General features: G+C 56.7%; 24 protein-coding genes. 9 read left to right on the forward strand and 15 right to left on the reverse strand.

The genetic code is table 11. The features are described 5' to 3' along the window. The first annotated feature begins 103 nt into the window (after positions 1-103). Positions 104-1,096, forward strand: a complete 993-nt coding sequence (locus OP496_RS14845; RefSeq protein ID WP_280564514.1) for an IS30 family transposase — start codon at positions 104-106, stop codon at positions 1,094-1,096. On the opposite strand, the gene OP496_RS14850 is transcribed toward OP496_RS14845, so the two are convergent. Continuing rightward, positions 1,089-1,337, reverse strand: coding sequence for a hypothetical protein (locus OP496_RS14850; protein WP_280564515.1), 249 nt, complete (start codon positions 1,335-1,337; stop codon positions 1,089-1,091). The two genes, OP496_RS14845 and OP496_RS14850, sit on opposite strands and share 8 nt — an antisense overlap. Positions 1,338-1,758: 421 nt before the next feature. Between OP496_RS14850 and OP496_RS14855 the strand changes: the two genes are divergently transcribed. Both OP496_RS14855 and OP496_RS14860 read left to right on the forward strand, forming a co-directional pair. Then, positions 1,759-3,090, forward strand: coding sequence for a site-specific integrase (locus OP496_RS14855; protein ID WP_280564517.1), 1,332 nt, complete (start codon positions 1,759-1,761; stop codon positions 3,088-3,090). Positions 3,091-3,188: 98 nt separating this feature from the next. Further along, on the forward strand, positions 3,189-3,587 hold the full coding sequence (locus tag OP496_RS14860; protein ID WP_280564519.1) for a hypothetical protein: 399 nt from the start codon (positions 3,189-3,191) through the stop codon (positions 3,585-3,587). 478 nt (positions 3,588-4,065) lie between these two features. Here the strand turns inward: OP496_RS14860 and OP496_RS14865 are convergent, their stop codons facing one another. After that, positions 4,066-4,353: a hypothetical protein gene (locus OP496_RS14865; RefSeq protein WP_280564520.1), complete on the reverse strand. Its 288-nt coding sequence runs from the start codon at positions 4,351-4,353 to the stop codon at positions 4,066-4,068. Positions 4,354-5,338: 985 nt separating this feature from the next. Between OP496_RS14865 and OP496_RS14870 the strand changes: the two genes are divergently transcribed. The 3 genes from OP496_RS14870 to OP496_RS14880 are packed head-to-tail and all read left to right on the forward strand — an operon-like array spanning position 5,339 to position 11,326. Beyond that, a complete protein-coding gene (locus tag OP496_RS14870; RefSeq protein WP_280564552.1) occupies positions 5,339-7,702 on the forward strand; it encodes a TerB N-terminal domain-containing protein in 2,364 nt (787 codons plus the stop codon). Next, positions 7,699-9,087 (forward strand): ATP-binding protein, encoded by a 1,389-nt coding sequence (locus OP496_RS14875; RefSeq protein WP_280564522.1) that lies wholly within the window; start codon positions 7,699-7,701, stop codon positions 9,085-9,087. The genes OP496_RS14870 and OP496_RS14875 overlap by 4 nt, the downstream gene beginning before the upstream one ends. After that, complete coding sequence (locus tag OP496_RS14880; RefSeq protein WP_280564524.1) at positions 9,080-11,326, forward strand: DEAD/DEAH box helicase; 2,247 nt, start codon at positions 9,080-9,082, stop codon at positions 11,324-11,326. The genes OP496_RS14875 and OP496_RS14880 overlap by 8 nt, the downstream gene beginning before the upstream one ends. Positions 11,327-11,468: 142 nt before the next feature. Here the strand turns inward: OP496_RS14880 and OP496_RS14885 are convergent, their stop codons facing one another. Then, positions 11,469-11,696, reverse strand: coding sequence for a hypothetical protein (locus tag OP496_RS14885; protein WP_280564525.1), 228 nt, complete (start codon positions 11,694-11,696; stop codon positions 11,469-11,471). 775 nt (positions 11,697-12,471) lie between these two features. Between OP496_RS14885 and OP496_RS14890 the strand changes: the two genes are divergently transcribed. Then, on the forward strand, positions 12,472-12,699 hold the full coding sequence (locus tag OP496_RS14890) for a BrnA antitoxin family protein (RefSeq protein WP_280564526.1): 228 nt from the start codon (positions 12,472-12,474) through the stop codon (positions 12,697-12,699). A 590-nt stretch (positions 12,700-13,289) separates the two neighbouring features. Here the strand turns inward: OP496_RS14890 and OP496_RS14895 are convergent. From OP496_RS14895 to OP496_RS14930, 8 genes are all read right to left on the reverse strand, one after another. Beyond that, positions 13,290-13,670, reverse strand: a complete 381-nt coding sequence (locus tag OP496_RS14895) for a hypothetical protein (protein ID WP_280564528.1) — start codon at positions 13,668-13,670, stop codon at positions 13,290-13,292. A 348-nt stretch (positions 13,671-14,018) separates the two neighbouring features. Next, complete coding sequence (locus OP496_RS14900) at positions 14,019-14,270, reverse strand: hypothetical protein (RefSeq protein ID WP_280564530.1); 252 nt, start codon at positions 14,268-14,270, stop codon at positions 14,019-14,021. Positions 14,271-14,350: 80 nt separating this feature from the next. Beyond that, positions 14,351-15,499, reverse strand: coding sequence for a FliC/FljB family flagellin (locus tag OP496_RS14905; RefSeq protein ID WP_280564532.1), 1,149 nt, complete (start codon positions 15,497-15,499; stop codon positions 14,351-14,353). A gap of 214 nt (positions 15,500-15,713) precedes the next feature. After that, positions 15,714-17,726: a helicase C-terminal domain-containing protein gene (locus tag OP496_RS14910; protein WP_280564534.1), complete on the reverse strand. Its 2,013-nt coding sequence runs from the start codon at positions 17,724-17,726 to the stop codon at positions 15,714-15,716. 124 nt (positions 17,727-17,850) lie between these two features. Further along, positions 17,851-18,447, reverse strand: coding sequence for a type I-E CRISPR-associated protein Cas6/Cse3/CasE (locus tag OP496_RS14915; RefSeq protein WP_280564536.1), 597 nt, complete (start codon positions 18,445-18,447; stop codon positions 17,851-17,853). Further along, on the reverse strand, positions 18,444-19,319 hold the full coding sequence (locus OP496_RS14920) for a hypothetical protein (RefSeq protein ID WP_280564538.1): 876 nt from the start codon (positions 19,317-19,319) through the stop codon (positions 18,444-18,446). The genes OP496_RS14915 and OP496_RS14920 overlap by 4 nt, the downstream gene beginning before the upstream one ends. Continuing rightward, complete coding sequence (locus OP496_RS14925) at positions 19,319-19,963, reverse strand: hypothetical protein (protein ID WP_280564540.1); 645 nt, start codon at positions 19,961-19,963, stop codon at positions 19,319-19,321. The genes OP496_RS14920 and OP496_RS14925 overlap by 1 nt, the downstream gene beginning before the upstream one ends. A gap of 4 nt (positions 19,964-19,967) precedes the next feature. After that, on the reverse strand, positions 19,968-21,041 hold the full coding sequence (locus tag OP496_RS14930; protein WP_280564541.1) for a hypothetical protein: 1,074 nt from the start codon (positions 21,039-21,041) through the stop codon (positions 19,968-19,970). Between the two features lie 226 nt (positions 21,042-21,267). Between OP496_RS14930 and OP496_RS14935 the strand changes: the two genes are divergently transcribed. Both OP496_RS14935 and OP496_RS14940 read left to right on the forward strand, forming a co-directional pair. Then, a complete protein-coding gene (locus OP496_RS14935) occupies positions 21,268-21,813 on the forward strand; it encodes a hypothetical protein (protein WP_280564543.1) in 546 nt (181 codons plus the stop codon). 250 nt (positions 21,814-22,063) lie between these two features. Then, entirely contained in the window at positions 22,064-22,393 is a 330-nt protein-coding gene (locus tag OP496_RS14940; RefSeq protein ID WP_280564545.1) for a hypothetical protein, read from the forward strand. Positions 22,394-22,429: 36 nt separating this feature from the next. Here OP496_RS14940 and OP496_RS14945 read toward each other — a convergent pair whose 3' ends face one another. From OP496_RS14945 to OP496_RS14960, 4 genes are all read right to left on the reverse strand, one after another. After that, positions 22,430-22,750, reverse strand: a complete 321-nt coding sequence (locus tag OP496_RS14945; protein ID WP_280564546.1) for a transposase — start codon at positions 22,748-22,750, stop codon at positions 22,430-22,432. Positions 22,751-22,778: 28 nt separating this feature from the next. Continuing rightward, positions 22,779-23,042 carry a hypothetical protein gene (locus OP496_RS14950; RefSeq protein WP_280564547.1) on the reverse strand — a complete coding sequence of 88 codons (264 nt, stop codon included), beginning with the start codon at positions 23,040-23,042 and terminating at the stop codon, positions 22,779-22,781. A gap of 252 nt (positions 23,043-23,294) precedes the next feature. Continuing rightward, positions 23,295-24,077, reverse strand: a complete 783-nt coding sequence (locus OP496_RS14955; RefSeq protein WP_280564548.1) for a phospholipase D-like domain-containing protein — start codon at positions 24,075-24,077, stop codon at positions 23,295-23,297. A 598-nt stretch (positions 24,078-24,675) separates the two neighbouring features. Further along, entirely contained in the window at positions 24,676-25,878 is a 1,203-nt protein-coding gene (locus OP496_RS14960) for an ISL3 family transposase (RefSeq protein WP_280564550.1), read from the reverse strand. Positions 25,879-25,986 lie beyond the last annotated feature (108 nt).

Raw genomic sequence — 25,986 nt, forward strand, 5'->3', positions numbered from 1 at the left:
TCCTGGATTCATAGAATAACCGCAGCACTTTGGACCGCCAGGTAGAGGAAGGAGGGCCAGCGCCGGTACCCTCTCGACTTTACCGACCAAAGTGAAGCAGAGAATGGGATACCGACAGCTGACCCAAACCCAACGATACCAGATTCACGCCCAACAGGGTGTCCATATGAGCCAGCGACAGATCGCCAGAGCGCTTGGCATTCACAACAGCACCGTCAGTCGCGAATTGCGCCGTAATGCCTCTCCCGAGGGCTACGATCCCGGCCAGGCTCAGGCCTTCAGTGATCGGCGGCGGCGCACTGCCTGGAAAGTGACAAAGCGACTCCCCAGCCTCATGCGCTGGGTGACTGATCAACTGGCTAACGAATGGAGCCCTCAGCAAATCAGTGGCTTCATGGCCAACGCCAACGGCGCTTACGTGAGCCATCAGTGGATCTATTCGTTGATTTGGGATGACAAGGCACGTGGTGGCGACCTGTGGCGATGTCTACGACAGCCCAAGCGGCGGAGCAAGTACCGTGCACAAGCCAAGAGCGCCGGACTCGGCAAGATTCCGAACCGAATCGGTATCGAGCACCGCGCCGCTGAGGTGGATGCTCGACTTAGGATTGGCCACTGGGAGGGCGATACGATGCTCAAGGGCCACAAGCAGTCCGGATTGGTCACGCTGGTTGAGCGTCGCAGCGGCTATCTGCTGGCCGCTCGGCTCCCCAACATCACCGCCGAACTGACACAGAAGGCCATGATTCGGCTGCTGAAGCCCCGGCGTGGCGCTGTTCAGACTGTGACGCTGGACAACGGCTCGGAGTTTGCCAATCACGAGACAGTGGCCCAGGCAGTGACAGCGGCGGTCTACTTCTGCGATCCCTACTGCTCCGGCCAACGTGGGACCAATGAAAATACGAATGGTCTGATCCGGCAGTACTATCCCAAGGGGACCGACTTCCGACAGGTGACGGACGCCGAGCTGAGAAGGACCGTCAATAAGCTGAATGATCGCCCCCGAAAACGGCTCGGTTATCGGACACCGGCACAGGTTTTCCTGGGGGAATACTCAGGGGCCCTGGATACCGCAGGTGCTGCACTTATTAGTTGAATTCAGGACTGAGAGTGACGTTATAGTCCTTGCCTCCGAAATAGGATCCATCCGCTTTCGTTAGCGTGACGGTCGTCGGCGTTTCCCCCTGAAAGACTTCCTGATTGGTCTCGTCCGTGATCACGAGGTCTGCCTGAGATGGCGTGCTGTTGATCGTGATTTGCTGATTCTTGTCACCGACGATACTGGCGCAGCCAGACAGTGACACTATCCCCGCTGCGCATATGGCGGTCGCAGTCATTTTTAGATTCATGAGATTCCCTTGCGTAACTCGAATTTTAATTAGCCTCAAAGGGCATAGAGATGTTACGCAATTGGCATAATATTCACAATATTATAATAAAGATTCAAATGAATGATGCTTTTGAGGGGGCTGACGCAAGGCATGGAACCGAAACGTTTCTCGGAAGGGATTGGTGTCGGTTCTTAAGCAAAAAATGGTGCCCCCATCAGGATTCGAACCTGAGGCCTTCCCCTTAGGAGCGTCAAGGTGAGCATTTTTTGCCTTATCCAACTTTGTCTAGTACTGTCCATAGATGTTCGTTAAGTCATTGTAAAAAATGGATCTATTTTGACGCTGCTGGGTATTTTTTGTCCATTGGCATCCAGTGATGTACAGCCTTATACTGACATCTTGTTGGGGTCGCTGTTGGGGTCGGAAAATGCGTGAAGTTGCCGAAGAATCAGTGAGCAAGGTTCGCCAGGCAAGCGAAAACTATCTCACCACGAGCAAGGCCGTGGAAAATTTCCGGGTACGAGAGGGCAAAACCAAGGCTAGGGCTGTCGTCTCCAACGGCAAGTTGGGCGGGCTAGCTCTTGAGGCTCGGCCCGATCGTGAAGCCAAACGTTGGATCTATCGCTATCGGCAAGGCGACAAAGTGGCGGAGTACCAGCTGGGAAGTTATCCCCAGATGAAGCTCGGCGAAGCCCGCCAGGCCCATCGTGAGGCTTTTGAGCTCGTGAAGCAGGGCATCGATCCACGAAAGCACCGCAAGGCTATCAAGGCAGCCAATCAGGCGGCGTGGACGATGGGAGAAGCGTTCGAGAAGTGGATTGACTTCTATGCCACAGCCCCGGTAAGGGGCGGCACTCCACCGACCGAGCGCACCGTGTTAAAGCAAAAGGGGCGTTGGCGTTTGCACTTAGCAAAGCGACTGGGTGGTGCCTATGTGCGCGACATATCGCGCCGTCAACTGATTGAAGTCTTGGAGGAGATCGCATCTACGGCCAGAGAAGAGGCTCGCCAGTGCCTCACCCTACTGCGTCAGCTGCTGGATTACTGCGAAGACCGTGAACAGATCAACGATAACCCAGCGGCTGGCCTGAAACCAGCCAAGGTTAAAGCTCGCCCGGGGAAACCGCGCGACCGCCACCTTAAGCTCCCCGAGATGATGGAGCTCTGGGAGGCGCTGGATGACTGTCGAAACGCCGAGGGGGTCGCCTCAACAGCAATGCTTTCCGCCTCTGTCGCCAATGCAGTCAGGCTGCTGATCCTGACCGGTGCTCGCCGTGCTGAGGTGTCTTCCATGCGCTGGGCCGAGGTCAAGAAGGATACCTGGCACATTCATGCCTCGAGAACCAAGAGCGCACGCGAACACAAGGTACACCTCTCGAAGCAAGCCTTGGCGATACTTGACGAGCAGAGGAAATCGTCTGGTGGTGAGTTCGTTTTCGAGTCTAGCCGTGATGCTGGAAAGCCGATTCACTACGACACCATCACGACGGCAATTGCTCGGCTTCAGGGGAGGTCGAGAAAGCAGCACGATACTGACGCCGTGCTCTACCACCTTGAACATTTCACCGTGCATGACCTTAGGCGATCCGTAGCGACGCTGTGGACCGAGACCTTCATGGCCGACCCATTGTTGGTCGATGCTATGTTGGCCCACGTGCCGCCGAAGCTCGTGGGCACCTACAACAAGGGCAAGCGGTACAGAATGCAGGTTGACATCTGGGAGCAGTGGGGAGAAGCCATTGAGTATTCCGCTATATAAGCCTTAGCTTAGGAAGCTCGATAGTTTGGCATCAGACTGAGCATCAACCCTGAGTTTTGCTACTCTGTTGATGGTGGCCAGCAAGGAGGCCCGTCATCATGCCACAGATCGAGACGCTCGCCAGACAGGCCTGGCAGCTCTGTGCCATCGATGACATCGCAGACCTTATGAGCAAGCCAACCAGCGCCATCGAGCGCTGGATCGACAGCTGGACCGAGATCACTCAACAGGTGCCGCCCTGGCACGAGGAGTTGAACTGCCTTACCGTCTACTACCTCAAGAAAGCCGGCATCATCACTCGCGAGGGGCTGGTCGAGGCGTGGAAGAATGACAACTTCCGACGTGGCCAGCCGAGGCCGCACTCAACCACCGCAGGAAGGTCCCGGGTGAGAAAGCCTCCCCCTCCGCCAAATAACATAGATAAGCCGCTGATTTCAGCGGATTTTTATTTTTGTGCTTTTCCTCAGCCCATACTTCTGCTCATACCTTGCACCTAGCTTTCACCGGACTGTACAGGATGCCGTTGGATCGTTGGCCTCCCTATTCGGTATCTCGCCTCTCCATTTTTTAGGTCCTGTCACCCGCTTGGGGCCCATCACCTAACCCGGAACCTTTGACGTTCCTGTCCATGGCAAGACGGCGCTCCTGAAAATGTTATCTGCAGGGGCGTGCTTGGTCTAGCAACCCAGGACGGATGATCGGTCGCCGAGGTGACGCGACGAATGGGGGCGTCGAAGGTTAACGTGGTCAATCTTTTGGGCAATAAGATCTCGCAGATCCCACTCGAGACGCTTATCGACATGGCCATGGCCGCAGGGTGCAAGCTATCACTTTACTTCAAGTTGCTTCGGGATGAGGCCGTCTCCTGATTGGCTGGCGATCCCTCGCGTTACGCTTACACCAAGCCAGCGTGCTGGGCGTTCAAAGTAGTTGACGTCGCATATTCAAAAACAACGCCCAGCCTTGATGTCGGACTTAATAGCTGGCGCCGCATGCCCCGCAGGTATACTCGACATCGATGTCGACCAGCAACAGCCCCTCCTCAAGGGGCTGCTTCTTCTCATAGTCTGTTAGAGTGTCGTCGTTGGCTTCGACTTGTTGGGGGGTGAGGGCAACCCGAGTCCGACCATTCGAGTCAATGATGTCTCTGATCTGGTCGTCGGTTAGCCCCAGTAGTCTCAAGTCAAAGCTTTTATACCTCTTGCACTCTTCATCGGTGTTGTCAGCACACGTCAGCGTCACACTTGCGGTCTGCATATCCATCGTTCATCTCCTCTGGTGGCGGGTGCTCGCCTTGAGCCCCGGGGATCGCCAGTCTAACCGGGCGCGATCTTTTCGACACCCCGTTCGATCTGAGCGTCACCTTTCGACGCCGCGTTTTTCAATGTGCGCCTGGATCGCTGGCAGATTGCCTTCAGGCATTCCTGACCGGCAGCTTTTGATCCTGGCAAGCTACATCATGGGTGATTCTCGCGAATAGCTCGATCTGTTACCACCGTCTCTCGATGAACTGATTCCCGACGATCAGCTCATCCGCGTCATCGACCTGTACGTCGATTATCTCGACCTCGAAGTCCTTGGCTTCGAATGTGCCCGGCCGGCGGCGACTGGACACACATAGGTGGATAGGCTCTCACCCATGGCGAGTGGTTTTTTCTTGTAGAATCAAGGTGTTCCTATCAGGACATGATTCAAGAGGACCTCTCGTCATTTTTCAGGACGGCCTCATGAACAAGCTGGGATATAGTAAGTAACATTAAGATTAGAGGATGCTCGAAAGTGGAAGAGTTCACTCTTATTCGAGGAACCGACACAGGGTGGATAGTCAACATTCGCAGCAGCGGTTTGTTGCGTGGCGCCTGAGGGGAGGAACTCAGTGGTTCGTTACTCCGTCTGTTTACTCGCACCACGTCGGGAGCTGCCTCTATGGGGCTTTTGGCTTACGCCTAAGCAACGTAAGACCTGATACGATAGAAACTAGCGTTGTCCGCCACCAAGGTCGTCGATCAAGGCGCAAGATAGCGGCTATTAAAACAATGCAGTACGCAAGGGGAATCAGGTGGAAGAATTCATATGGGTGATACTACTGGTCGGCGTGGTTTGGCTGGTGGGCAAAAGGAGCAAGCGAAAGCGCTCCCAGCCCCAGAGGCCTGAGCGAGCTGGGATTTCCACCCAGCAGGATCATACCGTTTCTCGTCGGAATAATTCATCGGATGACCCGCTGGGGGAGTACGGTATCCACGTCGAAGTGCGGTACGGGAGTCCCCATGGAGTTGATCTGGCACCCGACCCCAAGGTTACATCGCAGGAATGCTGGATCCCTGCAGGGCAGACAACAACGATACATGGCGTCACCATCCCGGGAGGACGCCTATTGGTCGGCCGTAAACTCCCCTCAGGTGAGGCGTACAGCCTCGAACCTTCTCTGATCAACCCTGACCTACCGGTCAACCTGAAGAATCCCGCCAATCACGAAGATACGCTTGGCTACTGGCCGCAGTATCACCGCATCAGCCCTGAAGGCAGAGCGGGCTATCTGCACTTTCTGGCCTCAGACCGTGATGACCCAAGCGTCCCTATGGGATTCGTTTTCCTGTACTTCTACGGCCTGGAGCGACGTCTGCTAGTAGATAACCCGGCAGGCGAGGTGTCCTCGGAGGAGTATGAAGACCTCATCGGCGAGATCCAGCGGCTATTGTCTGTGTACAGCCACAGCAATAGCTTGAAGGGGTACGCCTCGCGTCTGCTGGATTATCTGGCTATGGCGGAAAGCTCGTTCGACACGCCGTATACCACCCCGATAACCCGGGAAAGGCAGAATGGATTGCCGAGCCAGCTGCTTGTCGATCTCGGTATCTTCTCCGCGAGTCATCAGCCCATCCCGGCTGACTGGGCCTATGCCTGGGTAATCCAGGATCCCCAGTTCCGACTACGTACAGCGGCCGAGCGGTGCCCTGACGAGTTCAAGGCGCTATTCACACGCAGGTATCGGGAGCGCCACGGTGAGGGGATAGTGGTCAAACCCAACAAGACGTTGATTACCCTGTCGTATCACCCGGCCAGCCCGTCGATATCGCCCGCCCCGGTGCAGACTCAATTGCCCAACATCACCGGACTGAAGAAGCCGACACGACTTTTGGCTGAGCTAGTCGATCGCTCATGTGATGAGCTGGATGCCTTCAGCCGGTTCGTCGGCAAGCATCCGTCACGTTGGGATAGCATAGAGGCGTTGGCTCTGTTGCCATCGAGTCTGGCAGGCGAGCGTAAAACCGAGGAAGTGATCAACTTGGAAGCCCGGCTCAAGGCACGCTTGCAAGCGCAAGACGTTGCCAGGGTCCCTTTCACCGAGTTGGCCGCAGGCATAAACCTTGGAAGTACAGCCAAGCCAACCGCTAAGAGCATGGCTTCTTTGGCAGGTTTTCTTGAACAGGCGGGTATTGGCTTCGAGCCCGATTATCGTTATACCGGTATCTTGCCTCATCAAGATAACGACTATGTAACGTTTGAAATTCAGAGCACCAGCCAACTACCTGTCTCGCCCGAGTTCTCCCACGCCGCGACGGTAATGCGCCTGGCCGGTTTTGTCCTGTACGGCCAGAGCGACACCCTGACCGAGCTGCACTATGACATCCTCACTGACTATCTGGACCAAGTTTCTCAACTGAGCGAACTCGAGCGACAGCACCTCCAAGCGTATTTTCGGTGGGAGCTCGAACGCAAATCGACCCTCGCCGGCATGCGTAAACGCGTAGATGCCATGGATGCCAGCCAGCGCACTCAGCTCGAGCAGTTACTGGTACGTCTGGCGAGTGCCGATGGTGTGGTGGATACGGACGAGATCAAGAAATTGCGCCGCACCGCCAGTCTGCTGGGACATGATCCTGAGACCCTTTACTCCCGCATTCACTCGGCCATGGCCGAACCGACCGTCGTCCGTCAGGCCAGCGAGGCGGCCACAGGCTTTTCCATCCCGGCGCCCGAGCCGGACGCCGCGCAAGCTGGAATGCCCCGGCAACCCCTGAATCAGGACACTATCCGCCAGAAACGCACCGAAACTCAGAAGATAGCCGGCGAGCTGAACAGCATCTTTACCCCCGACTCGCCAGCCGTGCCGTCGCACGACAGTCGTGACTCACAACCCACAGGTAAAGTACCTGATACGCAGCGCACGGGGCGGCAGAGGCTGGACCCCGCCATTCTCCAAAGCAAGCGCGAAGAGAGTGACCAAGTGACCGGGGTGCTGAATGACATTTTTACACCCGAGGACGAGATGGCTGCTGGCGTCTCGGATCAGGTCCCGGATGACCCTCGACCGTTGCCGGCGTCACCGTCGCAGGGCACTGTTGACACAAGTCGCCCCGACCAGACTGATGCCGGTCCGGGTGGGTTGAATACGGCCCACATGGCGTTATTGGAAGCCGTCGCCACTCACGAGCAGGGGCTAGCCGTGAGCGAGGCGGAAACCCTTGCCGGCGAGTTACACCTCCTGTTGGCTGGTGCCATCGACACAATCAATGAAGCGGCCTTCGAACTGACGGATGCACCGGTCCTTGAGGAGGAAGGGGCCGTGCTGGTCGTGGATAGTGAAATACTTGAGGAGATGAAAGAGTGAGCCGACTACGCGATCGCGAAAGAAATGCCATTCTGAGTTCGCTACGCGCCGGCGTGGTACCGCGCGTTGGCCAACAGCACATCCAGGTCGGGCGGGCGGCTGAGATCAAGGCGTTGATCTCTGACATCGATACCCTGGCCGACGGCGGCTCAGCCGTGCGGTTCATCATTGGCGAATATGGTTCAGGGAAGACCTTTTTTCTCAACCTGGTCGGCTCGATCGCTCGCGAGAAGAAGCTCGTGACCGTTTCGGCTGACCTGACGCCGGATCGGCGCATCCATGCGACCGGTGGGCAGGCTCGGGCACTATACGCCGAGCTGATGCGCAACATGGCAACCCGCGCCAAGCCCGAGGGCGGGGCGCTGGCCAGCGTGACCGAGCGTTTCGTCACCCAGGCGCTGCAGCACGCCGAACAGAGCGGCGTCTCACCGGAGGCAGCCATTCAGGCTGGACTCGATAGTCTGATGGAAATGCATGGTGGGTATGACTTCGCCTCGGTTATCAAGGCGTACTGGCGTGGGCACGATACCGACGACACTGAGCTGCAGCAGGCTGCCATCCGCTGGCTGCGTGGGGAGTACAGTACCCGGACCGAGGCGCGCACGGCGTTGGGAGTGCGTACCATCGTCGATGACTCGAACGTCTATCAAAGTCTCAAGCTCATGGCGCGCTTCGTTCGGCTGGCCGGTTTCGGTGGGCTTCTGGTGACACTCGATGAATTGGTCAATCTCTACAAGCTCTCCAATAGCCAGGCGCGCAATGCCAACTACGAGCAGATACTGGGCATTGTCAATGACGCGCTGCAGGGCAGCGCCGACGGCCTCGGGGTCGTCTTTAGCGGGACGCCGGAGTTTCTTATGGATCCCCGACGCGGCCTGTACAGCTACGAGGCGTTGCAGTCACGTTTGGTCGAGAACCGCTTTGCCCGGGAAGGGTTGGTCGATCTCTCGGGGCCGGTTATTCGACTGACCAACCTGACCCAGGAAGACCTTTACTTGCTACTGGTGAATGTTCGTAAGGTGTTTGCCCGGGGCGAGTCGGGGGAGGAGCTACTGCCTGATGAAGGGCTCGAGGCCTTCCTGGATCACTGCCATCGTCAGATCGGAGACGCCTACTTCAAGACACCCCGCAACTCGGTGAAGGAATTCACTCAGTTTCTGTCATTGCTCGAGCAAAATCCCGAGGTTCGCTGGGATAGTCTTATCGACAAAATACAGGTGGCCCCCGAGTCAGCCGACCAGATTCCTGACGCACCAGAAGAGCCGCCCGTGCCAGCCGCAGCGCCGTCAGTGAATGATGCATCGGCACCGGCGCATGCTCCCCGGGAGGATGACGGTGATGATGAACTAACCTCCCTAAAGATTGGGGGGCCGAGGCATGACTAGTGCCAACTCCAGCGGCTTTTTTCGGCTCGATCGACGAATTCAGCGCTGGATCTGGCGTCAGGGCTGGACGCAGCTACGCGATCTCCAGGAAAAAGCCATCGTGCCAGTGCTGGACGGTCGCCAGGATGTTCTTTTGAGTGCGGCCACCGCCTCCGGCAAGACCGAGGCGGCGTTTATGCCTGCGTTGACCGGCCTACTGCAGGCGATGGATGCCGGCCCTTCGCCGATGCCCCTGATTTTGTATGTAGCCCCCCTCAAGGCACTGATCAACGACCAGCACCAGCGCCTCGAATTGCTGGTTGAAGGCACTGACGTTGCGCTTACCCCCTGGCATGGTGATATTTCGGGGACGTACAAGAAACGCTTCCGGAAGATGCCGGGCGGTGTCCTGCTGATTACCCCGGAATCCCTTGAGGCCATGTTCTCACGCACCGGCACCGAGATCTCTCGCCTGTTCGCGGGGCTGCGTCAGGTCATCATCGATGAATGGCATGCGTTCATCAGTACCGAGCGCGGTATCCAGCTGCAATCCCAATTGGCCCGGCTAGAGGTTGCTTTGGGGCGACGCATCCCGCGTATCGGACTGAGCGCGACCCTTGGCGACCTGAGTCTAGCGGCCGAGGAGCTCAGACCGGGCGGCGGGCAGGCCGTGATTCCTATCGATTCACGTAGCGATCATCAGGAACTGCAGGTCCAGTTGCGAGGCTACGAGAAAGTACCTCCCAGGCTAGGACGTAAGGAAGCTGACGCGCTGGCACGCCAGGGCCGTGAGGTGCCGATCGAGGATGTCACCCATGGTGATGACCTGGTCATCCGGGATCATCTGTTCGATACCTTGCGGGGCCAGTCGAACCTGATCTTTGCCAACAGCAAGCGTCAGGTGGAGCTATTCGCTGAGCTGCTGCGTCGCAAGAGTGAGGATCGGCGACTGCCGGAAGAATTCTTCGTGCATCATGGCTCGCTGTCCAAAGATCTGCGACATCATGTCGAGCAGAGCCTGAAAAGTGACAAGCGCCCCATGACAGCGGTATGTACCTCGACACTCGAGCTGGGCGTGGACATTGGCAGCGTGACCAGCATCGCCCAGATCGGGCCACCCCATGAAGTTGCCAGTTTGCGTCAGCGTCTGGGGCGCTCGGGGCGTCGTGGGGAGCCGGCAATACTGCGAATGTATGTCACCGAATCCAACCTGACACCGCAGACCCCTTATTTGGACCAACTGCGGTCGGGAGTGTATCAGGCCACGGCGATGGTGCAGCTTCTCGTCGAGGGCTGGTGTGAACCTCCCTGTACCGGCTATCTGCATCTATCGACACTCATTCAGCAGATACTCAGCCTGATTGCCCAGTATGGCGGGGCGACCGCAGCCGACCTGTGGCGCACTCTGGTAAAAACGGGGCCTTTTCGGCATCTGCGGAAGGATCAGTTCACGGCCTTACTCAGGGCGATGGGCCAGGAAGACTTGCTTGTTCAGACTGACAGCGGACTTCTGCTGCATGGGGCCGTGGGCGAACGTATCGTCAACCACCACGATTTTTATGCAGCGTTCAGTGCGCCCGAAGAGTTTTCCCTGTTCCACGCCGGCAAGATGATCGGCATGTTGCCGATCGATAGCCCGCTCGAAACCGGTGGCATGCTGGTGTTCGCCGGTCGACGCTGGGTGATTGTCGATATTGATGATGATCGCAAGGTGATTACTCTCAAGCCATCAAGTGGAGGTGTGCCGCCCCTGTTTGGCGGTGCCGCCGGCATGGTCCGGCGTGAGGTGCGCCAGCGGATGCGCCAGCTTTACATGGAAGGAGAGGCGCCGGGCTTTCTTAATCGCGGCGCCCAGCGATTGTTTGGGCAGGGCGGCAACTTCTTCCGGGAGATGGCGCTTGATCGGACGTGCCTTCTCCAGGAAGGGGGCCAGGTGCTGATTCTCCCATGGGAAAGCGACCTAGTGCTCAACACGCTGGCCTTGCTACTGCGTCAGCGGGGGCTGATGGCGGAGCGTGAAGGCTTGGCCGTTTCGGTACAGAATTGCCGCAGCGAGGAACTCCCGCCACTCTTCGCATCGATACTTGATTCGCCGCCGGCCTCGGTGGACGAGTTGGCTGGCTTAGCTGAGAACAAGCAGGTAGAGAAATACGATGAATATTTGCCGGAAGAACTGCTATGTAGCGAGTTCGCCGCACGTATGCTCGACCTGGACGGGGCGCTTGAGGCGATGCGTGGCATGGCCGCCACGTATGGCTAGGAGGCGGTCCTCTGTGAAGCTGCCACGCTATGCTTGTCGGGTGGGGCGGCTACCAGCTCAAAGTGGTCCTCTCGGCAAATACTGTTGGAACGTCTATCCGTGTTATGCAACTGGGGGGGGGGCTCAACTTCCAAGCGCAACGCTATTGATGAGTGCTCGGGCCTGCAGCCGATTTCTTGAGCACCTCCGCATAAACTTCCAGCGGTGTGCGCCAGACCAGTGTCTTGCGCGGTCGTGTGTTCAGTGAGTCGGCGATCTTGTCGAGTTCTCCCTGGCTGTAGAAAGAGAGATCCGTGCCCTTCGGCAGGTATTGCCGCAAAAGCCCGTTGGTGTTGAGGGGGCGGCCATCCGCTTGGAGCCTCTCTGCCATGGGCTATTCGGGCCAGCGAAGTAGATTACCGTACCGGTTTTCTGCGTGACCTCGACATGCTTCACCATCTCTTTGCCTTGGTCGTAGGTCATGGACAGGCGCAGGGCCTGTAGCACCTCATTGAGCTTGTCGCTGGAGCCAACGGCCGCCGCCGTGCCGTGGTGCCATCCACTTTCGCTAAGATCACCACACGCGTGGTGCGCTCCACCAGCATACCGACGGCGGAGCGATTGTTGGCACCGATGATGAGATCGCTCTCCCAAGGCCAGGCATCAGGCGGTCTTCGATCACAGGCGGGCACATGTGGACACTGACCAGATCGGGAATCTGCTGGCGTCGATTCTTGCCACGCTTGCGTGACCGGCGCTTGCCGTAGCTCTACCGCAAGCAGGCGATAAACTCCTTCTTGAGGCTGCCGCGGGTGATCACATAGAGTGCGTTGTAGATGGCCTCAGACCTGCCGACATGAATCGTTGGGCGACATGCGCTTCATGTGTGCGGGTTGTCTGCTTTGGTGGCCAGTACTTGCGCAGCAGGTGGACCATCATCTTGAGGAGTTCCCCGTCAGGGTGCGGCTTGGGACGCTGGCGAGATCGATGACGCGTCAAGCGGGCCCGGTAGCCCGCCAGACTGGCATCGAAGCCTTTGAAGGAGTCAATCGTGTGGTGGGGCGAGCTCTCGCGATACAGTACTGGGTGCACAGCTCAAGTGAGTGGCTCGCATCATCATGATAGCGGCTCGATCTTCAGCAGTGAGATGGCGCTAGCAGTAAGTCATGGCAACACAGTACCTGATGGGTTACGTGTCGCACTTGATCATTGAAACCGCCAATCCATACGCTAAGAAACTCAAGAAGCAAGTTACGGTCCGGCTTGATGAAGGCACCATTGCGTATTTCAAGAACCTTGCCGAGGAAAAAGACCTTCCGTATCAGAGCCTCATTAATCTCTATCTGCGCGACTGCGCACAGTCGCATAAAGATCTCAAAATTGAGTGGCAGTAAGCCGTTATCAAGCGCTAGGGCGGCGGTTAGTCGAAGCCACCGGGCTGACAGTGGCCGAAGTGCAAGCATTGCGTGTCGACGACAGGCACTGACCGATTGAGTGGGCAGCAGTTTTGGTATGATGGAACTCGTTCCCGATGGTTTTAGCTGCTCTTCATCGCAAACGGTTTTTCGTAAGCGCTTTCCATAAAAATGGGCCGGCAGCGCCGGCCCCAAGCCTTGCCCAAGGACAAGAACGGTACGTAGCAGGGGTGAATGCACCGCTTGATGCATTCGCTACGAGCTTTTTATCGGCAGTGGGAGGCAAGGCTTTAGGAATATTTTGAAATTCATACTCAAACACTAAAGCGGGGATTGTAAGACACTCGTATGTGTACTGCTCAATGCCTTGCGTCATTATCCCAGAAGTGACAGGGCGTCCTGCGGTGCCAATCGCTCTAGGCCGGTATACTCAAGGCACCGGAGCGCTGGACACGTTCCGTGCAGAGTTGGAGCCTGACGGTGTCTCAGATGACCATCTATATCTCCGAGCGCTTGGACAGCTTCATTTTTCTATGTTGCTCAGGTTGATACGGGTATTTTCAATATCTTCAATACGAGTCTCGGTAGTTATTGCCATGTCTTTCTTTTAAAACTTGCTGTGCTGCGGTTTTTTCCTTAAGTGAATTTTTGGAGTTGTCTTTTTCTTCTATTTTTAAAATCTCATCATCCGACATTGTTCTGTATTCATTTTTTATCTCGTTGATTTTATTTGCTTCCTCTTTTAAGGTTTTAAATATAAAGGTAGTCGTTTCTTTGGCGACCTTGCCTCCAATTTCACCTGTCTTTCGCCAGAACCCCATAGTGTCTCCTTTAAATGTGGAGTTAATGCTATCTGTCTGGACAGTTGCGCTTATCATGCTGGTAGCTGCCGCAAACACTACAACGCCTTGCATCAGGGCAAGTCTGAACGTTATGACCTGCTCCGCCACAATGTGAACACCGCTGTGGCCTCGGGCAATTCTTTGCTGTGTGACTGCCTGATCCGCAAATAGAGCATGCCATTTCCTGAATTACTCCTTAATGTATAAAAACGACGACCGCATGGGCCCCGTATGTTGTGTACCGCTAACTACCCCAGTAGTGTCAGAGCGTTCTTCGCTACCAATTGTGCTATGTCGGTATACTCAAAGCACCGGAGTGCTGGACAAATACCTTGAAGAATTGGAGCCTGACACTGCCTCAGATCGCCATCCATTTCCCCGAGTGACTGGACGACTACATTGCCTTATGATGTCCAGGCTGACGCAGAGTTTTTAACACTCCACTAAGAATATGGATCAGTAAGTTTCATACAGATGGCTGACGCATGTCCCACATACAGACCTTCCAAATTCAGCGCACTTCTTCCTAGCCTCAGACTCATCACAGCATGTGAATTTATTTGATTCAGAATCACTTTTGTTCATTTCTTCGCAGATTGAAACTTTATTTGACGTGCATGGGTAGTCTGCTTTATTTGGCTGCATAACTCCTTTAAAAAGGTGCAGTTCTCCAGTTTCTTTATGCTTTTTAAGTGTGTATGCGTCCATAAGAAACCTCCTCGAAGTTGTTAAAACGGGGCCTTGCGGCCCCGTCGTTATTTTCCACTTCAGCCTTATCGACTAACTCATTAACCCAGCAGTGACAGGGCGTTCTGCGGCAACTGGTTAGCCTGGGACAGAACAGAAGTACCGGCTTGCTGCAGGATCTGGTTCTTGGTCATGTTGGAGACTTCATCCGCGTAGTCGGCATCTTCGATGCGTGAGCGAGCGGAGGTGATGTTGGTCTCGGTGGTGCTCAGGTTGGTAATGGCAGAATCGAAGCGATTCTGTAGCGCACCGAGTTCAGACCTTTGGCTATCCACTTGTTCAATAGCACTGTCTATCTGTGCTAGAGCGCCATCCTGAGTCGTGACAGGTCCAGTGGGTGCGGTACCACCACTCCAATCATCACTATCACTAACTTCATAAAATTCTCCGTCTTCAGCGGTAGCACCTACAGTGGCATTGCCAGCATCATCTAAAACGACGGTAGCGTCTTGTGAGATGCCACTTTCATCAGTGTAAGTAGTAGCACTCCAGTTTGAGCCATCTTCTGCGTTGCCGCCGCCGTCTGTTACTGCAACGAGATTGCCATCACTATCCTTAGCTGCGTATGTCCCGCTATCGGTGCCATCAGAGTTTTTAAGCTCATATATCTCCCCCAGTGTGGAGTTGATGGCAACTGTATCTCCTGTTTCTGGCTTTGCCTGTTGACTAGGGTCAAAGCCTGTCAAGGAGAGTTCTGCTACATCAGTCTTTTTAAGATTTATGTCTATTTCTTGCCCATCTTCTGAGCCTACCTGAATCGAGAGCTTTTCGTCACTAGCCAGGACATCTACCCCATTGAAGCTGGTTTCTTCCGAAATTCGGTCAATTTCTGAAAGGCGTTGGCCAATTTCATCTTGGATAGATGATAAGTCAGTTTCACTATTTGTTCCGTTCTGGGCCTGAACGGTCAGCTCACGCACACGCTGCAGGTTGTCGTTGACCTGGTTGAGGGCGCCTTCGGTAGTTTGGGCGACAGAAATACCGTCGTTGGCGTTGCTCTGTGCCTGACTGAGACCGTTGATCTGGCTCGACATGCGGTTGGCGATGGCTTGGCCGGCGGCGTCGTCGGCGGCGCTATTGATCTTCAACCCCGAGGAAAGACGCTCCATGGAGGTCGACAGCGCGTTCTGTGACTGGTTCAGGTTCTGCTGGCCGATCATGGCCGTGATGTTGGTATTGATCACTGACATTGTTGCGATCTCCTAAGTGTCGTTAACCGGCCCCCCAGGATCGGATGCCGGAGAAGGACCGTACATTCCGTGGAGCCTGCCTTAACGGCAATCATGTGCCGTTACTCATTTATCGGAAGATTGCCGGGAAGCTTTAGGGTGGAAGGCGAAATTTTTGGTGGCGCGCTTAATCACGGGCCCAAAACGGCCAGGGCATGGGCATAGGGGAGTGGCGCTAGAGCAGTGCCTTGAGCCGTGAGGCGGGCTCAGCCTCATCGCTGCCATCGGTTGCAGCGCTACTTTCATCAGCCTGACGATAAGCCGCCATGAAACGTGTCGGGATGGCACTCAGCAGCTTGGGTATCAGGCGGATGCCGGCTTCTGTCGGGTTGCCGGAGGGCCGGGGGATACGCGGGTCGAGCAGGGTGAGAGTGGCGACATCTTCCGGATGACGAATAGCCCGCCCCAACCCTTGGCGCAGTTTGTGCAGTGTACGCACGGTTTCCTTGCGGTTGAGCAGGCCAGCGGCGGTACGCGCGGCGTTTTCCTGGCTCATGCCCGAGCGGCATAGCCGCTGTTCCAGTAACAACCGTTCCACCTGGCTGGGTAATGGGCGAGGGTTGCGCAGGATCACCACATGCTGCCAGAAGGTTCGGTCGCCTTGCCGCTCAGGCGATAACCCCTCCCAACCGGCCGGCGTGAGCAGAATGGCGTCTTGCTCCAGGTTATTGGCGAGTTCGTTCAGGTGGGCGCCCGGCGAGTGTGTGACCAGTCGGTCACGGCTCGACGCTGGCCAGGCGTCGCGGAGAACGCGCACATCGGCATAGCTGGCACACAGCACCAGGGTGCGCCCTGGCACGGCGGTGATATGGGGGACGGCCCGTTCGGCATAACGCGATGAAAGCATGTAGGTGCCGTCGTCACATTGCCGTAGCGGATGAGGAAGCCCATGGGGCATGCGGAATCGCAACCGGCCGAAGCGCGTCGCCTGAAATGCCCGCTGCAGGCCGTAGCGCTTGTATCCCACGGGCATTTGTAGCCGTGAGCGCATATAGCGGAAGCTGGGTTCAGCCCCTGGCGAGTGATGCATGTCCGAGAGGGTCGCGGAGGTCAGCAGCGTTACGCGATTTGCAATTCCGGTCTTCAGGCTTCTGGCGGCGGTGCTGGAGTGCGCCACGATGCCGGGTAGCCCCTTGATTGGCGAGTAGTCCAAGGCCAGGTGCTGGTGGGCCTCCCTCAGGCGGGCGGCGATCTGCTCGGCGGCGCTGCGCACGCGTCGCCATTCCCGCCAGGTGTCGCCGTCATGGTTGGACTGGCGGGGCTTGGCTCTGAGCAATTTCTGGATGCCCTGGCCGATCAGGGTGCTTTCTCGCTCGTTCAACGCATGGGCACTGCCGGCCCGGCCGGGAGCGGTGAGCGATTCCAGCAGCGCCTCCCATACCGGCCAGCAGGACCGGATCTTCATCTGACGCAGCAGATAGCCGGTGGCTTGCACCGAGATGCGGTTGGAGAGGATCTCCTCGGCCACATCGGGATAATGCTCGGCTTCATCGAGCAGCAGCGCGTGCGGGGCTTGAGCCTGAGTGATGTTGCCGCGCGTGATCAGGTCGACGACCAGCAGGGCATGGTTGATCACCAGCAGATCACACGACTGGGTGGCCTCGATATGCGCCTGCAGAGCTTCCGGCATGGGGTCGTCATGGGTTAGCGCGATGTCCGCCAGACGGAGGCCATCGGGCAATAACGCCGGGTCGATATCCAGCAGGCAGCCTTCGCTTTCCAACGCCCATTGCGCCAGTTGGCGTTCCTGGCTGGGCCGTTGAGGATCACGGGCTATGTGGCGTAGCGATACCCCGCCGAGATGCAGCGCCAAGCGCTGGGGACACACATAGTTCTGCTTGCCCATGCGCAAACCGACGCGCAACTGGGGGAGCCCCTGCCAGCGCAGGTAATCACGAATGATGTCCAGATTGGCGGGCTGCAGCAGTTGGCGTTGCAGGCTGCGTGAGTAGGTGGAAATGATGCCCCGGCGGCCCTTGCCTTTTCCACGCGCGACCCAGTCGGCCAGGGCCAGCTGGTACGCCAGCGACTTGCCGATACCGGCATCGCCTTCGATAAAGTGGATTTTAGCCGGATCGACCAGGGCCTCGCCGATGGCTTCGGCATAGGCGATCTGAACCGAGTTTTGGCGAAAGCCTGCTCGCTGAGGCAGGCACTCAGCAAGGTAGGTTGCGATGGGATTTTTCACCGGCACCCCTGTGTTCTTCTAAACCCCCGCAAGGGCGGGGAAACAGTGGTGTTGATCACTGATATTTGATGTTCCCGATCACCCCCGCACGGCGGGGAGTAGGGGCGCTGCAAAGACAGCCGCATTACCTTACTCGACACAGCATGCCCATGCCATAGGCGCGCATCTTCGCGACGCCATCCAGCCAAGCCGATGCCGCGCTGAGGGGGTTGGACACCACCAGTTTGGCGGAGCCCATCATCAATTCGGCCTGTCCGGCGCGATGGCGGTGATGCTTGACCTGCCCGAGGGGGAGTGCCTTGAGGGTATCTTCCTGCACCCGGAAGCCATGGCGTTCGATTCGGGCCTGTGCCACCTCACGCCAGCGCTCTTGGGGAGCGACGACACGTCGGCTACGCGGAAGCCTTTCGCCCTGTGGGCCCAGCCGGGTGCTGACCGTAGGGACCATGACCCATTCCAGTGCCAGCTCGGCACCTTCTTCCAGCACAAGCTGACACGGCCTGGCGTTCTCGAAAGGCTCCGCTGAGCGGACCAGGAACAGGCACTGGTTGTTTCCCAGGGGCTCGGCACGAAAGATGAACGGTCGGGCCTGCCCAGGATAATCGTCACCGCCGCTGAACAGCTGCCAGGCGGTTTTATGATGGTCCTCCAGGGTGGGAAGCTTGCCGGCAGGATTGCCAGGGTGGCAGACCACGGCAGCCTCATGGTAATGGACGATCATAGCAGGGCTCCCTGTACCGGCGGCACATCAACCCGCGATGCCTGGAGGAGGGGGATCAGCTCACGCATCATTGTCGTGAGGCGCAGGCGATCATGAGGATTGACAGGCAATGCTGTCAGCAAGGCTTCGGGATCAGGGACTTGGGTAAGCCACGACTCGAAGGCGCTGTCGCGACGCTGCCCACGGGCGGCGTCGGTAATGGGCCGCCAGAAAGCGGGTTTATCGGCCTTGTGGGCTAGATCCATGGCGATCACCAGGCGGGCGGTATCCATCATGGCGTGTAGATCCAATGGCGTCGCGCCATTCTCGCTGTTGCACCAGACCTCTTGCAGCGAGGTAGAGGCCATGAATCGCTGCATCAGCGCATCGGCTTTTCGCCCCCACTGCTCGATATAGACGAAGCCCTGGGCCCGTTGGTTCAGCTCGCCTTGATGCAACAAGTGGGTCAACAGGCCCAGCCCGCTCAGGCGGTGTAGCCTCCCACGCTGCGCCCACAACCCGCTCTGGAACTTATCGTACAGCGCCTGAGGCAGCGCCAGATGTAGGTCGCCACTGGGTGTGATAACGCCGGCCGAGCCCGGCAGCATGCCCAGCTTGGCGTAGACGGGATTGTCGCGGTTGCCGACGGAATAGCGCTCTATGCCCAGCATGGCCTCGGAGCCAATGCGCGGGGTGTAGCAGGTCGTGCAGACATACTCCACGGCGCAGTTGACGCCGTACTTGTATTCGGCGGCTTGGCCGGGGTCTTCAACGTCGTGCCATGGCCTTGCGCAACAGGCGCAGGCGGTCGTCGGCGGAGTGACTAACGTAACGTCAGCGTGCCGGCGCAGCGCTTGCGTGGCGCGGTGAAGTAGCGCGTAACCTGTGTTCATCACACCACCTCTTTGAGGAGGCGCGGTGGCCGATAGACCGGCTCATCGTTGCCGGTGGCATGCATACGTAGCTGATCGGGAATCGCGTTGTAACCCATGCCGTGGTGCTCTGCCGCCTGCCGCCAGGGGCGTTGTCGCCAGCGTTGCCGGTCATCTTCCTGAAAGGCTTCGATGCTGATCGCGCCTTGTCCACGGGCATGCTCAAGGCCGATATGGGGGGTATGACTAAGCAGTCGGAGACAGGCTTCAAGCTGCCCCTCGCCATAGAACACCACAAAAGGGCTGAGTAGCGCCGGGTGGCGGGTCAATTTCGGGGCTTGCGGCCCGCCATCAATACGCAGCTTACTTTTCATGCCTGACGCGGACGCGAATGGCAGGCGTGACACGCCGGAGGTCAGCCCGATTTCCTGGGCGACCAGCCCATGGTGTGGCGTGACGCCGAAAATCAGTTGGGAGGCGCGATAGCCGCCCCGCGCGTCGTCAAATACCAATGGCAAGGTATGCAGTTGCGACCAATCCAGATGCTGCCGGCAGGCTGCTTCCTGCAGCAGCGTATCCAACCTTGGCACCACTCGGGGCAGGATCAGCGGCGTATGCAAACGAAGCATCAGCCTGAAAGGCTGCGTGGTTTCACTCGATACCATGGGGTCAGGCCTTCCGGCGTTGGCGGGCCTCGGTGAGCGTGAAGAGCCGAAAATCGAACTCCCGCACAGCTTGCTCAAAGGCGGCAAACGCTGACTCAAGCGCCTCGCCTTGCATATCGAAGCCCATGGCATCCAGCACCACTCGCCCGATGGCCTGGCTGCGATGTTCACCAGGCGACCGCTGGAACACTTCCCATTCGGCGCGTATATCACCGAAGCCCGTCGCGGCATGGCCGCCCAGACGGGGACGCTGGGAGAACTCCGCCAGAGCATGCAGGATCAGCCCCAGGTGTGTCGGGGTGCCCTGGATGATACGTAGCGTGGAGGACAGCTCGCTGCCCGGAGCGATAGCCTCGTAACCTGCAATCGGATGCTTGATGGACTGCTCGGCACCCTCGCGGGCCTTCTTGATGGCCTTCTCCTGGGCCTGCATTTCGTGAATCTGGTCATTGATTGCCCGTCTTTCCTCACGATCTTCTGTATCGTGCGCGGCTTTCTTGAGCCGTTTAACCTCGGTACGTACTTCCTCGATATCATCCATGCTTTCTCGGGCACTCCGCAGCGAAGCAAGCAATGCGTCCTGCTGCTCCTCGTTGAGGTACTGCATCATCCCGGAGTCATGCTCGAACTGGTCATGACGCATTCCCTGACCGGCATCGATCAGGTTGGTGGCCGAGGTCAGCATCGGGCTCACCTCAAGGTGTCCGGCCAGCTTCCAACGACCGAATAGGCTGATGAAGGGATTGAATTCGCGTAGCCAGTTTTCCGCCATGGGATCGCTGAACTTGCCGCTCGACTCGTTGTTGACGCCCCGAGTAATGTCCACGCCTTCGCCCAGCATGTAGAGATCGCCACGGTCGAACACCGCATCCAAGGGAACACCTTGAGCTTTCGCTACCAATCGGATCACCGCCCTCAACGCCGCCTTGCGCAGAGGGCCACGCAGGGTGCCGCCATTGAGGAACGTTTGGCCATGCGGCGTGCGGGGTAACCGATTATCCATGCCGAAGTAGTTGACGCTAATCGGTGCCTCGGCAGTTATATGGCCGGCAAGCTGATAGGCGAGGGACTGTGGCATAGGGTGTTCCTGATACGGCGTGGATGATGCGGGCCATCCTACCATTCCCTACATTCGTGGGTAGCCGTGTACGGGGCAACAGACACAGCGGATCACATTTTATCAATTAACGCGGAAAACCTCGTAGCTTCTAGTTGTAGGGTCCCTGATGATCAAATGAGATATAGAAGTTATCCTCTGCTGGCAGCCAGAGAGCTTCTACAGCAACTCATCCGGGAGCAGGTTCATGGACATCAAGCTGCATAAGCAGGCCACCACGACACCCAAGATCCGTGCCGAGATCCAGGCGGCGCCCTCCAGCATCAGCGATAGCGAGTTGGCCCGGCAGTACGGTGTTGGCGACTCGACCATTCGCCGTTGGCGGTACCGAGATAATGTCCATGACCGCTCTCATACGCGGCACAACCTACTGGCCACACTGACGACCGAGCAGGAAGAAGTGCTGATCGCTGCACGGGCTTTCCTGCGCCTCGGCCTCGATGATCTGCTGATCGTGGCACGCGAGTTCCTGAACCCTCGGCTGTCACGTTCCGGCTTGCACCGCATGCTCAAGCGGCGCGAAGTGCCGACGCTCGCCGCGTTGGCTCGGCAAGATGCCGGCGGTGATGAGACATCTCGGCACTATGCCTCTGGCGAAGACTTGGAACAGACACTGAAGCGGTACTGTTGGCTGTACAATCACCATATCTCGCTGAAGGCACTGAATCATCAATCACCGATAGCCGCGATGAAAGAATGGCAGGCCAAACGGGCAGAGCTATTTACCAAGTGAGCAGTCAATCATACGGGACCCAGCAATCGATCGACACGTTTGATGGCGTGCTTGGGCGCTGCCGAGCCCGGCAAGGCACCTCCCAGGACCGTCAAGCCCAGGCGACGCTCTCCCAACAGGGCTATGGCTTTTGCCACCTCACGAATGCTTGCTTCGTTGTCACTATATATTCTGAAATAAGAATTTGATATATTGTTTTGTATAATTAAAATAACAACACTAAACAAAATTAATAAAGGTATGAAAAAGCATGGAGCCTGATATCCAAAGCGTACTATTCAATTCAGCAGTAAGTGTAGGTGCCTCACTCTTAGTGGGTGTAATTTTATTTAAGGCTGCAACGGTTAAGGGTCAAGCCTCCGCTGCTAAAGAATCAGGGCGAAAATTCGCTGCTTATGCAATTTTTATAGGCACTATAATAACTCTCCCTTCTTTTTTCAGTAGCATCAATTTTGAACCATTGCAGTATTCTGTAGAGCCTATTGCACAATGGATAATAGCCTGTGTCGCCTATGGGCTTATTGGCTACTTTATAGGATGGATATATTGGAAGTTATTCAAAAGGCAGAAAAACCATTAAAATATCAGAGGTCGGATGATAGGGTTCTTCGTCACTTCATGTGGATTTGGCCTGATCAAGAAAGTGGCCTACCGGGCTGCCGATCAGGTAGATCATGGCGATGAAGTTGGTCTCGTTACGGTAGCCGCGTGCGCGTGACCGGGCAGCTTGGAACAGACCGTTCATGCCTTCCTGGCGCGCGTTGGTCAGCCCCGAGAGCCGGCGCCTCACCACCTGCTCCGCATGCCGCTCCAGCGTGGTCAGGGCCTTCGCCATTGGCTTGAGCAGGGCTGACCGGCGACCGCTTCTCGCATGATCTTGAGGTAGTTCGTAATGCGCCACCGGGCGGCACGCGGCTTCGACGCCTGCTGAATCCATCGTAGCTTCTCCTTGATTCAGGCATCAGCTAACTCACCAGCTCCCACAGCCTCGTTTCGACCTGTTCTCTAGCTTCGCGTGATGCTTCCAGGACCTTTTCGCCTTGGAGGGCGACTTGGATGCCTTGCATGATCGCGTCCCGGACGATGCGACGAATCGTGTTGTAGGTTTCAGGTTCGCTCTCGTAGGCGGCGAGTACCTGCCGAGGGCTGGCGAGGACCAGAGTGGAGCCGGCGCCAACACCGAGAAGAAAGTGACGGTGGGGCATTGGTGCGTCGAGTCGAGTCATCATGGGAGATGCCGTATTCGTTGTTGTTCTTGTAAAAGATAGTGGATCGCTTACGCTCCTACAGATCAGAGCGCTCCCGCGATTCCTGATTATTCTGGTACTAATACAGTACGGCGCCTTGGCATCGCTATTGGAGTGGGACGAGCCGGGCGCGGTAGTGCCTATTGCGTGGCGTGGTAATGAGTCAGGCGAGGCGGTATGTGGTGATACCTGACTTCGTTCGTGGGACGTTATATCTCCTTAGGAACAATGATCTCAACTGGCGTAAATAGGTTTGGCGCCATGTATGGATTTATGGAAGTTTTCGATCTCTATCTTGACGTCTTTGGGGTTTTCTATTTTCCAGCTCGTTTCTGCGTTTCTGTTATGGTGACTTGAGAGCCAGTTGTGGCTTCCAGAAATAAAGTAGTCGTTATCTTTAATTAAAATTTTTTGGTGGGTAGCGACTTGTGTGATTTCCAAGGTGCCACGGAAGGTGGTAGATGTTCTTTGTAATTTTTGAATCTTTCTTAATGCATTAAGTCCGTTTTTGCTCATTTTATGGTTGCCATCGAAATCAATGGCGCCATATTTTATGTGAATATCGACGCCACGAATTAGCGCCTTTCTCAAAATTCTATAAAATTCATCATCAACTACCTTTTCGGAAATCCAGCCCGAAATGATGTAGATGTGTTGGGTGGCAGTGTTAATGGCGTAGTATAGCTCTGATAGATGCTGTTCGTTTTCGATGCGGGAGTTTTTATAATTTTGTTGCTTGGCGGGACGATCCTGGGTTGCGCTAGTCTTGTCAAAGTTTCTGCTTTGAGGCTGGTGATACTGTCTAATTAAGGCATTTATTTTATCCCTGCATTTACGTACTGCGTACCAAGATCCCCATGCGGAAATCATCTGTACACCTAATAGATCATCGCTATGTACCATCGCTAGCGTCCAGCCACTAACTAATATGGCAACTACTAAACCATAGCTTTCTTTGCGCCATGTGGCGTAGCCAACAATACAGATTACAGCAATTTGCCAGTAGAGTATGTCCATGTATGGCCTCAGGTTTCGCGCATTATTACCCATATTTACATGATTTTGCTTTTAAGTCTAGATTAGGAAAATAATCTGTGTGGCATCATTTTCATGCTCGCTGACTTATAAGCTAGGTATCGGGTCCCGCATGACTGACTACCCGCTTGGTAAATACTTCTGGCTGCCAACAGCCAGTTCCCCAAAAAATAAATGATGGTGAATAGCCGGAGCTACCCAATGGGGCAGCTCCGGCGTTATGTCGTGACGCGCGGTCACAGATACCCCAGCTCCGCAAGGGATTCACATCCCTCGCTCCCGACCACCACATGATCATCAGGGACCCAACATGCCATGACGAGGCCGGATATAAGTGTGCAGTCCTCACCTTCATCCATCGTTGCTACTGGCTTGCACAACAGGACGGGTCCATATAAGGGACATGGGCAGCGCAGTTGCGGCGCCGGGGATCAGCGTGAACGACGTATGTGAATAGCTGGATCTGGATCACCTTGCACACTATTGATGCGACATCGGTCATCGATCGACTATTCGACCTGGGCATCGGGAGGAGCCTGCTGACTAACCCGGCGTTGATGAGGGGGGCTCGAAAATTGGTTCATCGCACTTTACCGGGAAAGGCGGCACGGATCTTCAGGAAGAAGTACGCCATGTCGCGGTACCCGTAGGCCATCCGTTTGATGACCTTGATCCGATTGTTCATGCCCTCCAGTACACTGGTATTCAGTCGATGCCGGGCACTAGAAACGATCCCCTCCAGATAGGGCTCCAGCTTCCGGACGAAGTGCGCCAAGGCGCCAATTCCGCTGCTGAGGGCCATGTCAGCCCACTCCTGCCAGGCGCTTCGGGCGGTGGCCTCATTCTCGGCGAACCACAGCGTCTTGAGCTGGTCCTTGAGCAGATAGGCGGTGGTCAGTGACGCATTGGCAGCCAGCAACTCTTCCAGCTTGACCGCTTGCTCGGGCTTGAGGTTGTCGGCGTTGCGCAGCAGCAGCCAGCGGCTGCTCTTGATCACCTTGCGGGACGCTTTATCGTCCCGTAGCTGATTGGCCTGATCAACGCGTACACGGTCCATCACCTCACGTCCATATTTGGCCACCACATGGAAGCGGTCATAGACCACGACGGCGTTGGGACACTGGGCCTTAACCTCCAGGTCGAACGCCGAATTCATGTCCATGGCGACGGCTTCGATCTGTTGTCGGGCATCGCCCAAACATTCGAAGAAGGGGCGGATCGCCTCGCGGGAGCGGCCTTCGCCGATCCACACCACCTGCTGGGTATCGGCACAAGCGACCACCGTGGCGTAGCGGTGCCCTTTGTGCAGGGCAAATTCATCCATCATCAGCCGGCGTAGCCGTGTCCTGTCCGGTTCTGGCAAGTCGCGTTGCAGGCGCCGTTTATCGATGGTCTTCACGGTATGCCAGTGCAGACCGACGAGGTCAGCCACGTGGCGGATAGGTAGCAAGTTCACCAGGCGCTCTACCCACTGGCGTAGCGTATCGGTCACGCCAGCTCGGCCCGGCAGCCAGTCGATCCGCTCGCGTGTCGGTCCACAGACAGGGCAGCGCAGGCGTCTCACCGGCACCTCCAGCACGACCTGGTAAATCAGCAGCGGGGCCTCTCGGACACGCCGGTGGTGCACATCATGGATGAGGAAGCAGGCGTGATCGCAGCTGCTGCAGACCGGCGGGATCCGGTCATCGGGCTCCAACTGGAGCCACAGTGTTTGGGCATCCAGAAACTCATGGTGGGCGACGGTGAAGCCTTTCCAGAACAGGTTCCAGGCGCTAGCATTCATGGCGGCGGCGGTATCCAGGTGAGGGGCTGAGGTTTGTGGTGAACATCAGCTTATCCGGATTTACCGCCGTCTCTCTATCCTGTCTGTTTCACGCTAATCTGCGAAGAA

Source organism: Chromohalobacter sp. 48-RD10 (assembly GCF_029889785.1).
Taxonomy (GTDB): Bacteria; Pseudomonadota; Gammaproteobacteria; order Pseudomonadales; family Halomonadaceae; genus Chromohalobacter.

Bases quoted from the DNA above. Each gene is read 5' to 3' on its own strand.
- OP496_RS14845 (WP_280564514.1), top strand. From the start codon at position 104: ATGGGATACCGACAGCTGACCCAAACCCAACGATACCAGATTCACGCC.
- OP496_RS14880 (WP_280564524.1), top strand. From the start codon at position 9,080: ATGACTAGTGCCAACTCCAGCGGCTTTTTTCGGCTCGATCGACGAATT.
- OP496_RS14855 (WP_280564517.1), top strand. From the start codon at position 1,759: ATGCGTGAAGTTGCCGAAGAATCAGTGAGCAAGGTTCGCCAGGCAAGC.
- OP496_RS14940 (WP_280564545.1), top strand. From the start codon at position 22,064: ATGGAGCCTGATATCCAAAGCGTACTATTCAATTCAGCAGTAAGTGTA.
- OP496_RS14950 (WP_280564547.1), bottom strand. From the start codon at position 23,042: ATGATGACTCGACTCGACGCACCAATGCCCCACCGTCACTTTCTTCTC.
- OP496_RS14920 (WP_280564538.1), bottom strand. From the start codon at position 19,319: ATGAACACAGGTTACGCGCTACTTCACCGCGCCACGCAAGCGCTGCGC.
- OP496_RS14890 (WP_280564526.1), top strand. From the start codon at position 12,472: ATGGCAACACAGTACCTGATGGGTTACGTGTCGCACTTGATCATTGAA.
- OP496_RS14905 (WP_280564532.1), bottom strand. From the start codon at position 15,499: ATGTCAGTGATCAATACCAACATCACGGCCATGATCGGCCAGCAGAAC.
- OP496_RS14930 (WP_280564541.1), bottom strand. From the start codon at position 21,041: ATGCCACAGTCCCTCGCCTATCAGCTTGCCGGCCATATAACTGCCGAG.
- OP496_RS14925 (WP_280564540.1), bottom strand. From the start codon at position 19,963: ATGGTATCGAGTGAAACCACGCAGCCTTTCAGGCTGATGCTTCGTTTG.
- OP496_RS14900 (WP_280564530.1), bottom strand. From the start codon at position 14,270: ATGGACGCATACACACTTAAAAAGCATAAAGAAACTGGAGAACTGCAC.
- OP496_RS14865 (WP_280564520.1), bottom strand. From the start codon at position 4,353: ATGGATATGCAGACCGCAAGTGTGACGCTGACGTGTGCTGACAACACC.
- OP496_RS14860 (WP_280564519.1), top strand. From the start codon at position 3,189: ATGCCACAGATCGAGACGCTCGCCAGACAGGCCTGGCAGCTCTGTGCC.
- OP496_RS14935 (WP_280564543.1), top strand. From the start codon at position 21,268: ATGGACATCAAGCTGCATAAGCAGGCCACCACGACACCCAAGATCCGT.
- OP496_RS14945 (WP_280564546.1), bottom strand. From the start codon at position 22,750: ATGGATTCAGCAGGCGTCGAAGCCGCGTGCCGCCCGGTGGCGCATTAC.
- OP496_RS14960 (WP_280564550.1), bottom strand. From the start codon at position 25,878: ATGAATGCTAGCGCCTGGAACCTGTTCTGGAAAGGCTTCACCGTCGCC.
- OP496_RS14885 (WP_280564525.1), bottom strand. From the start codon at position 11,696: ATGGCAGAGAGGCTCCAAGCGGATGGCCGCCCCCTCAACACCAACGGG.
- OP496_RS14955 (WP_280564548.1), bottom strand. From the start codon at position 24,077: ATGGACATACTCTACTGGCAAATTGCTGTAATCTGTATTGTTGGCTAC.
- OP496_RS14850 (WP_280564515.1), bottom strand. From the start codon at position 1,337: ATGACTGCGACCGCCATATGCGCAGCGGGGATAGTGTCACTGTCTGGC.
- OP496_RS14915 (WP_280564536.1), bottom strand. From the start codon at position 18,447: ATGATCGTCCATTACCATGAGGCTGCCGTGGTCTGCCACCCTGGCAAT.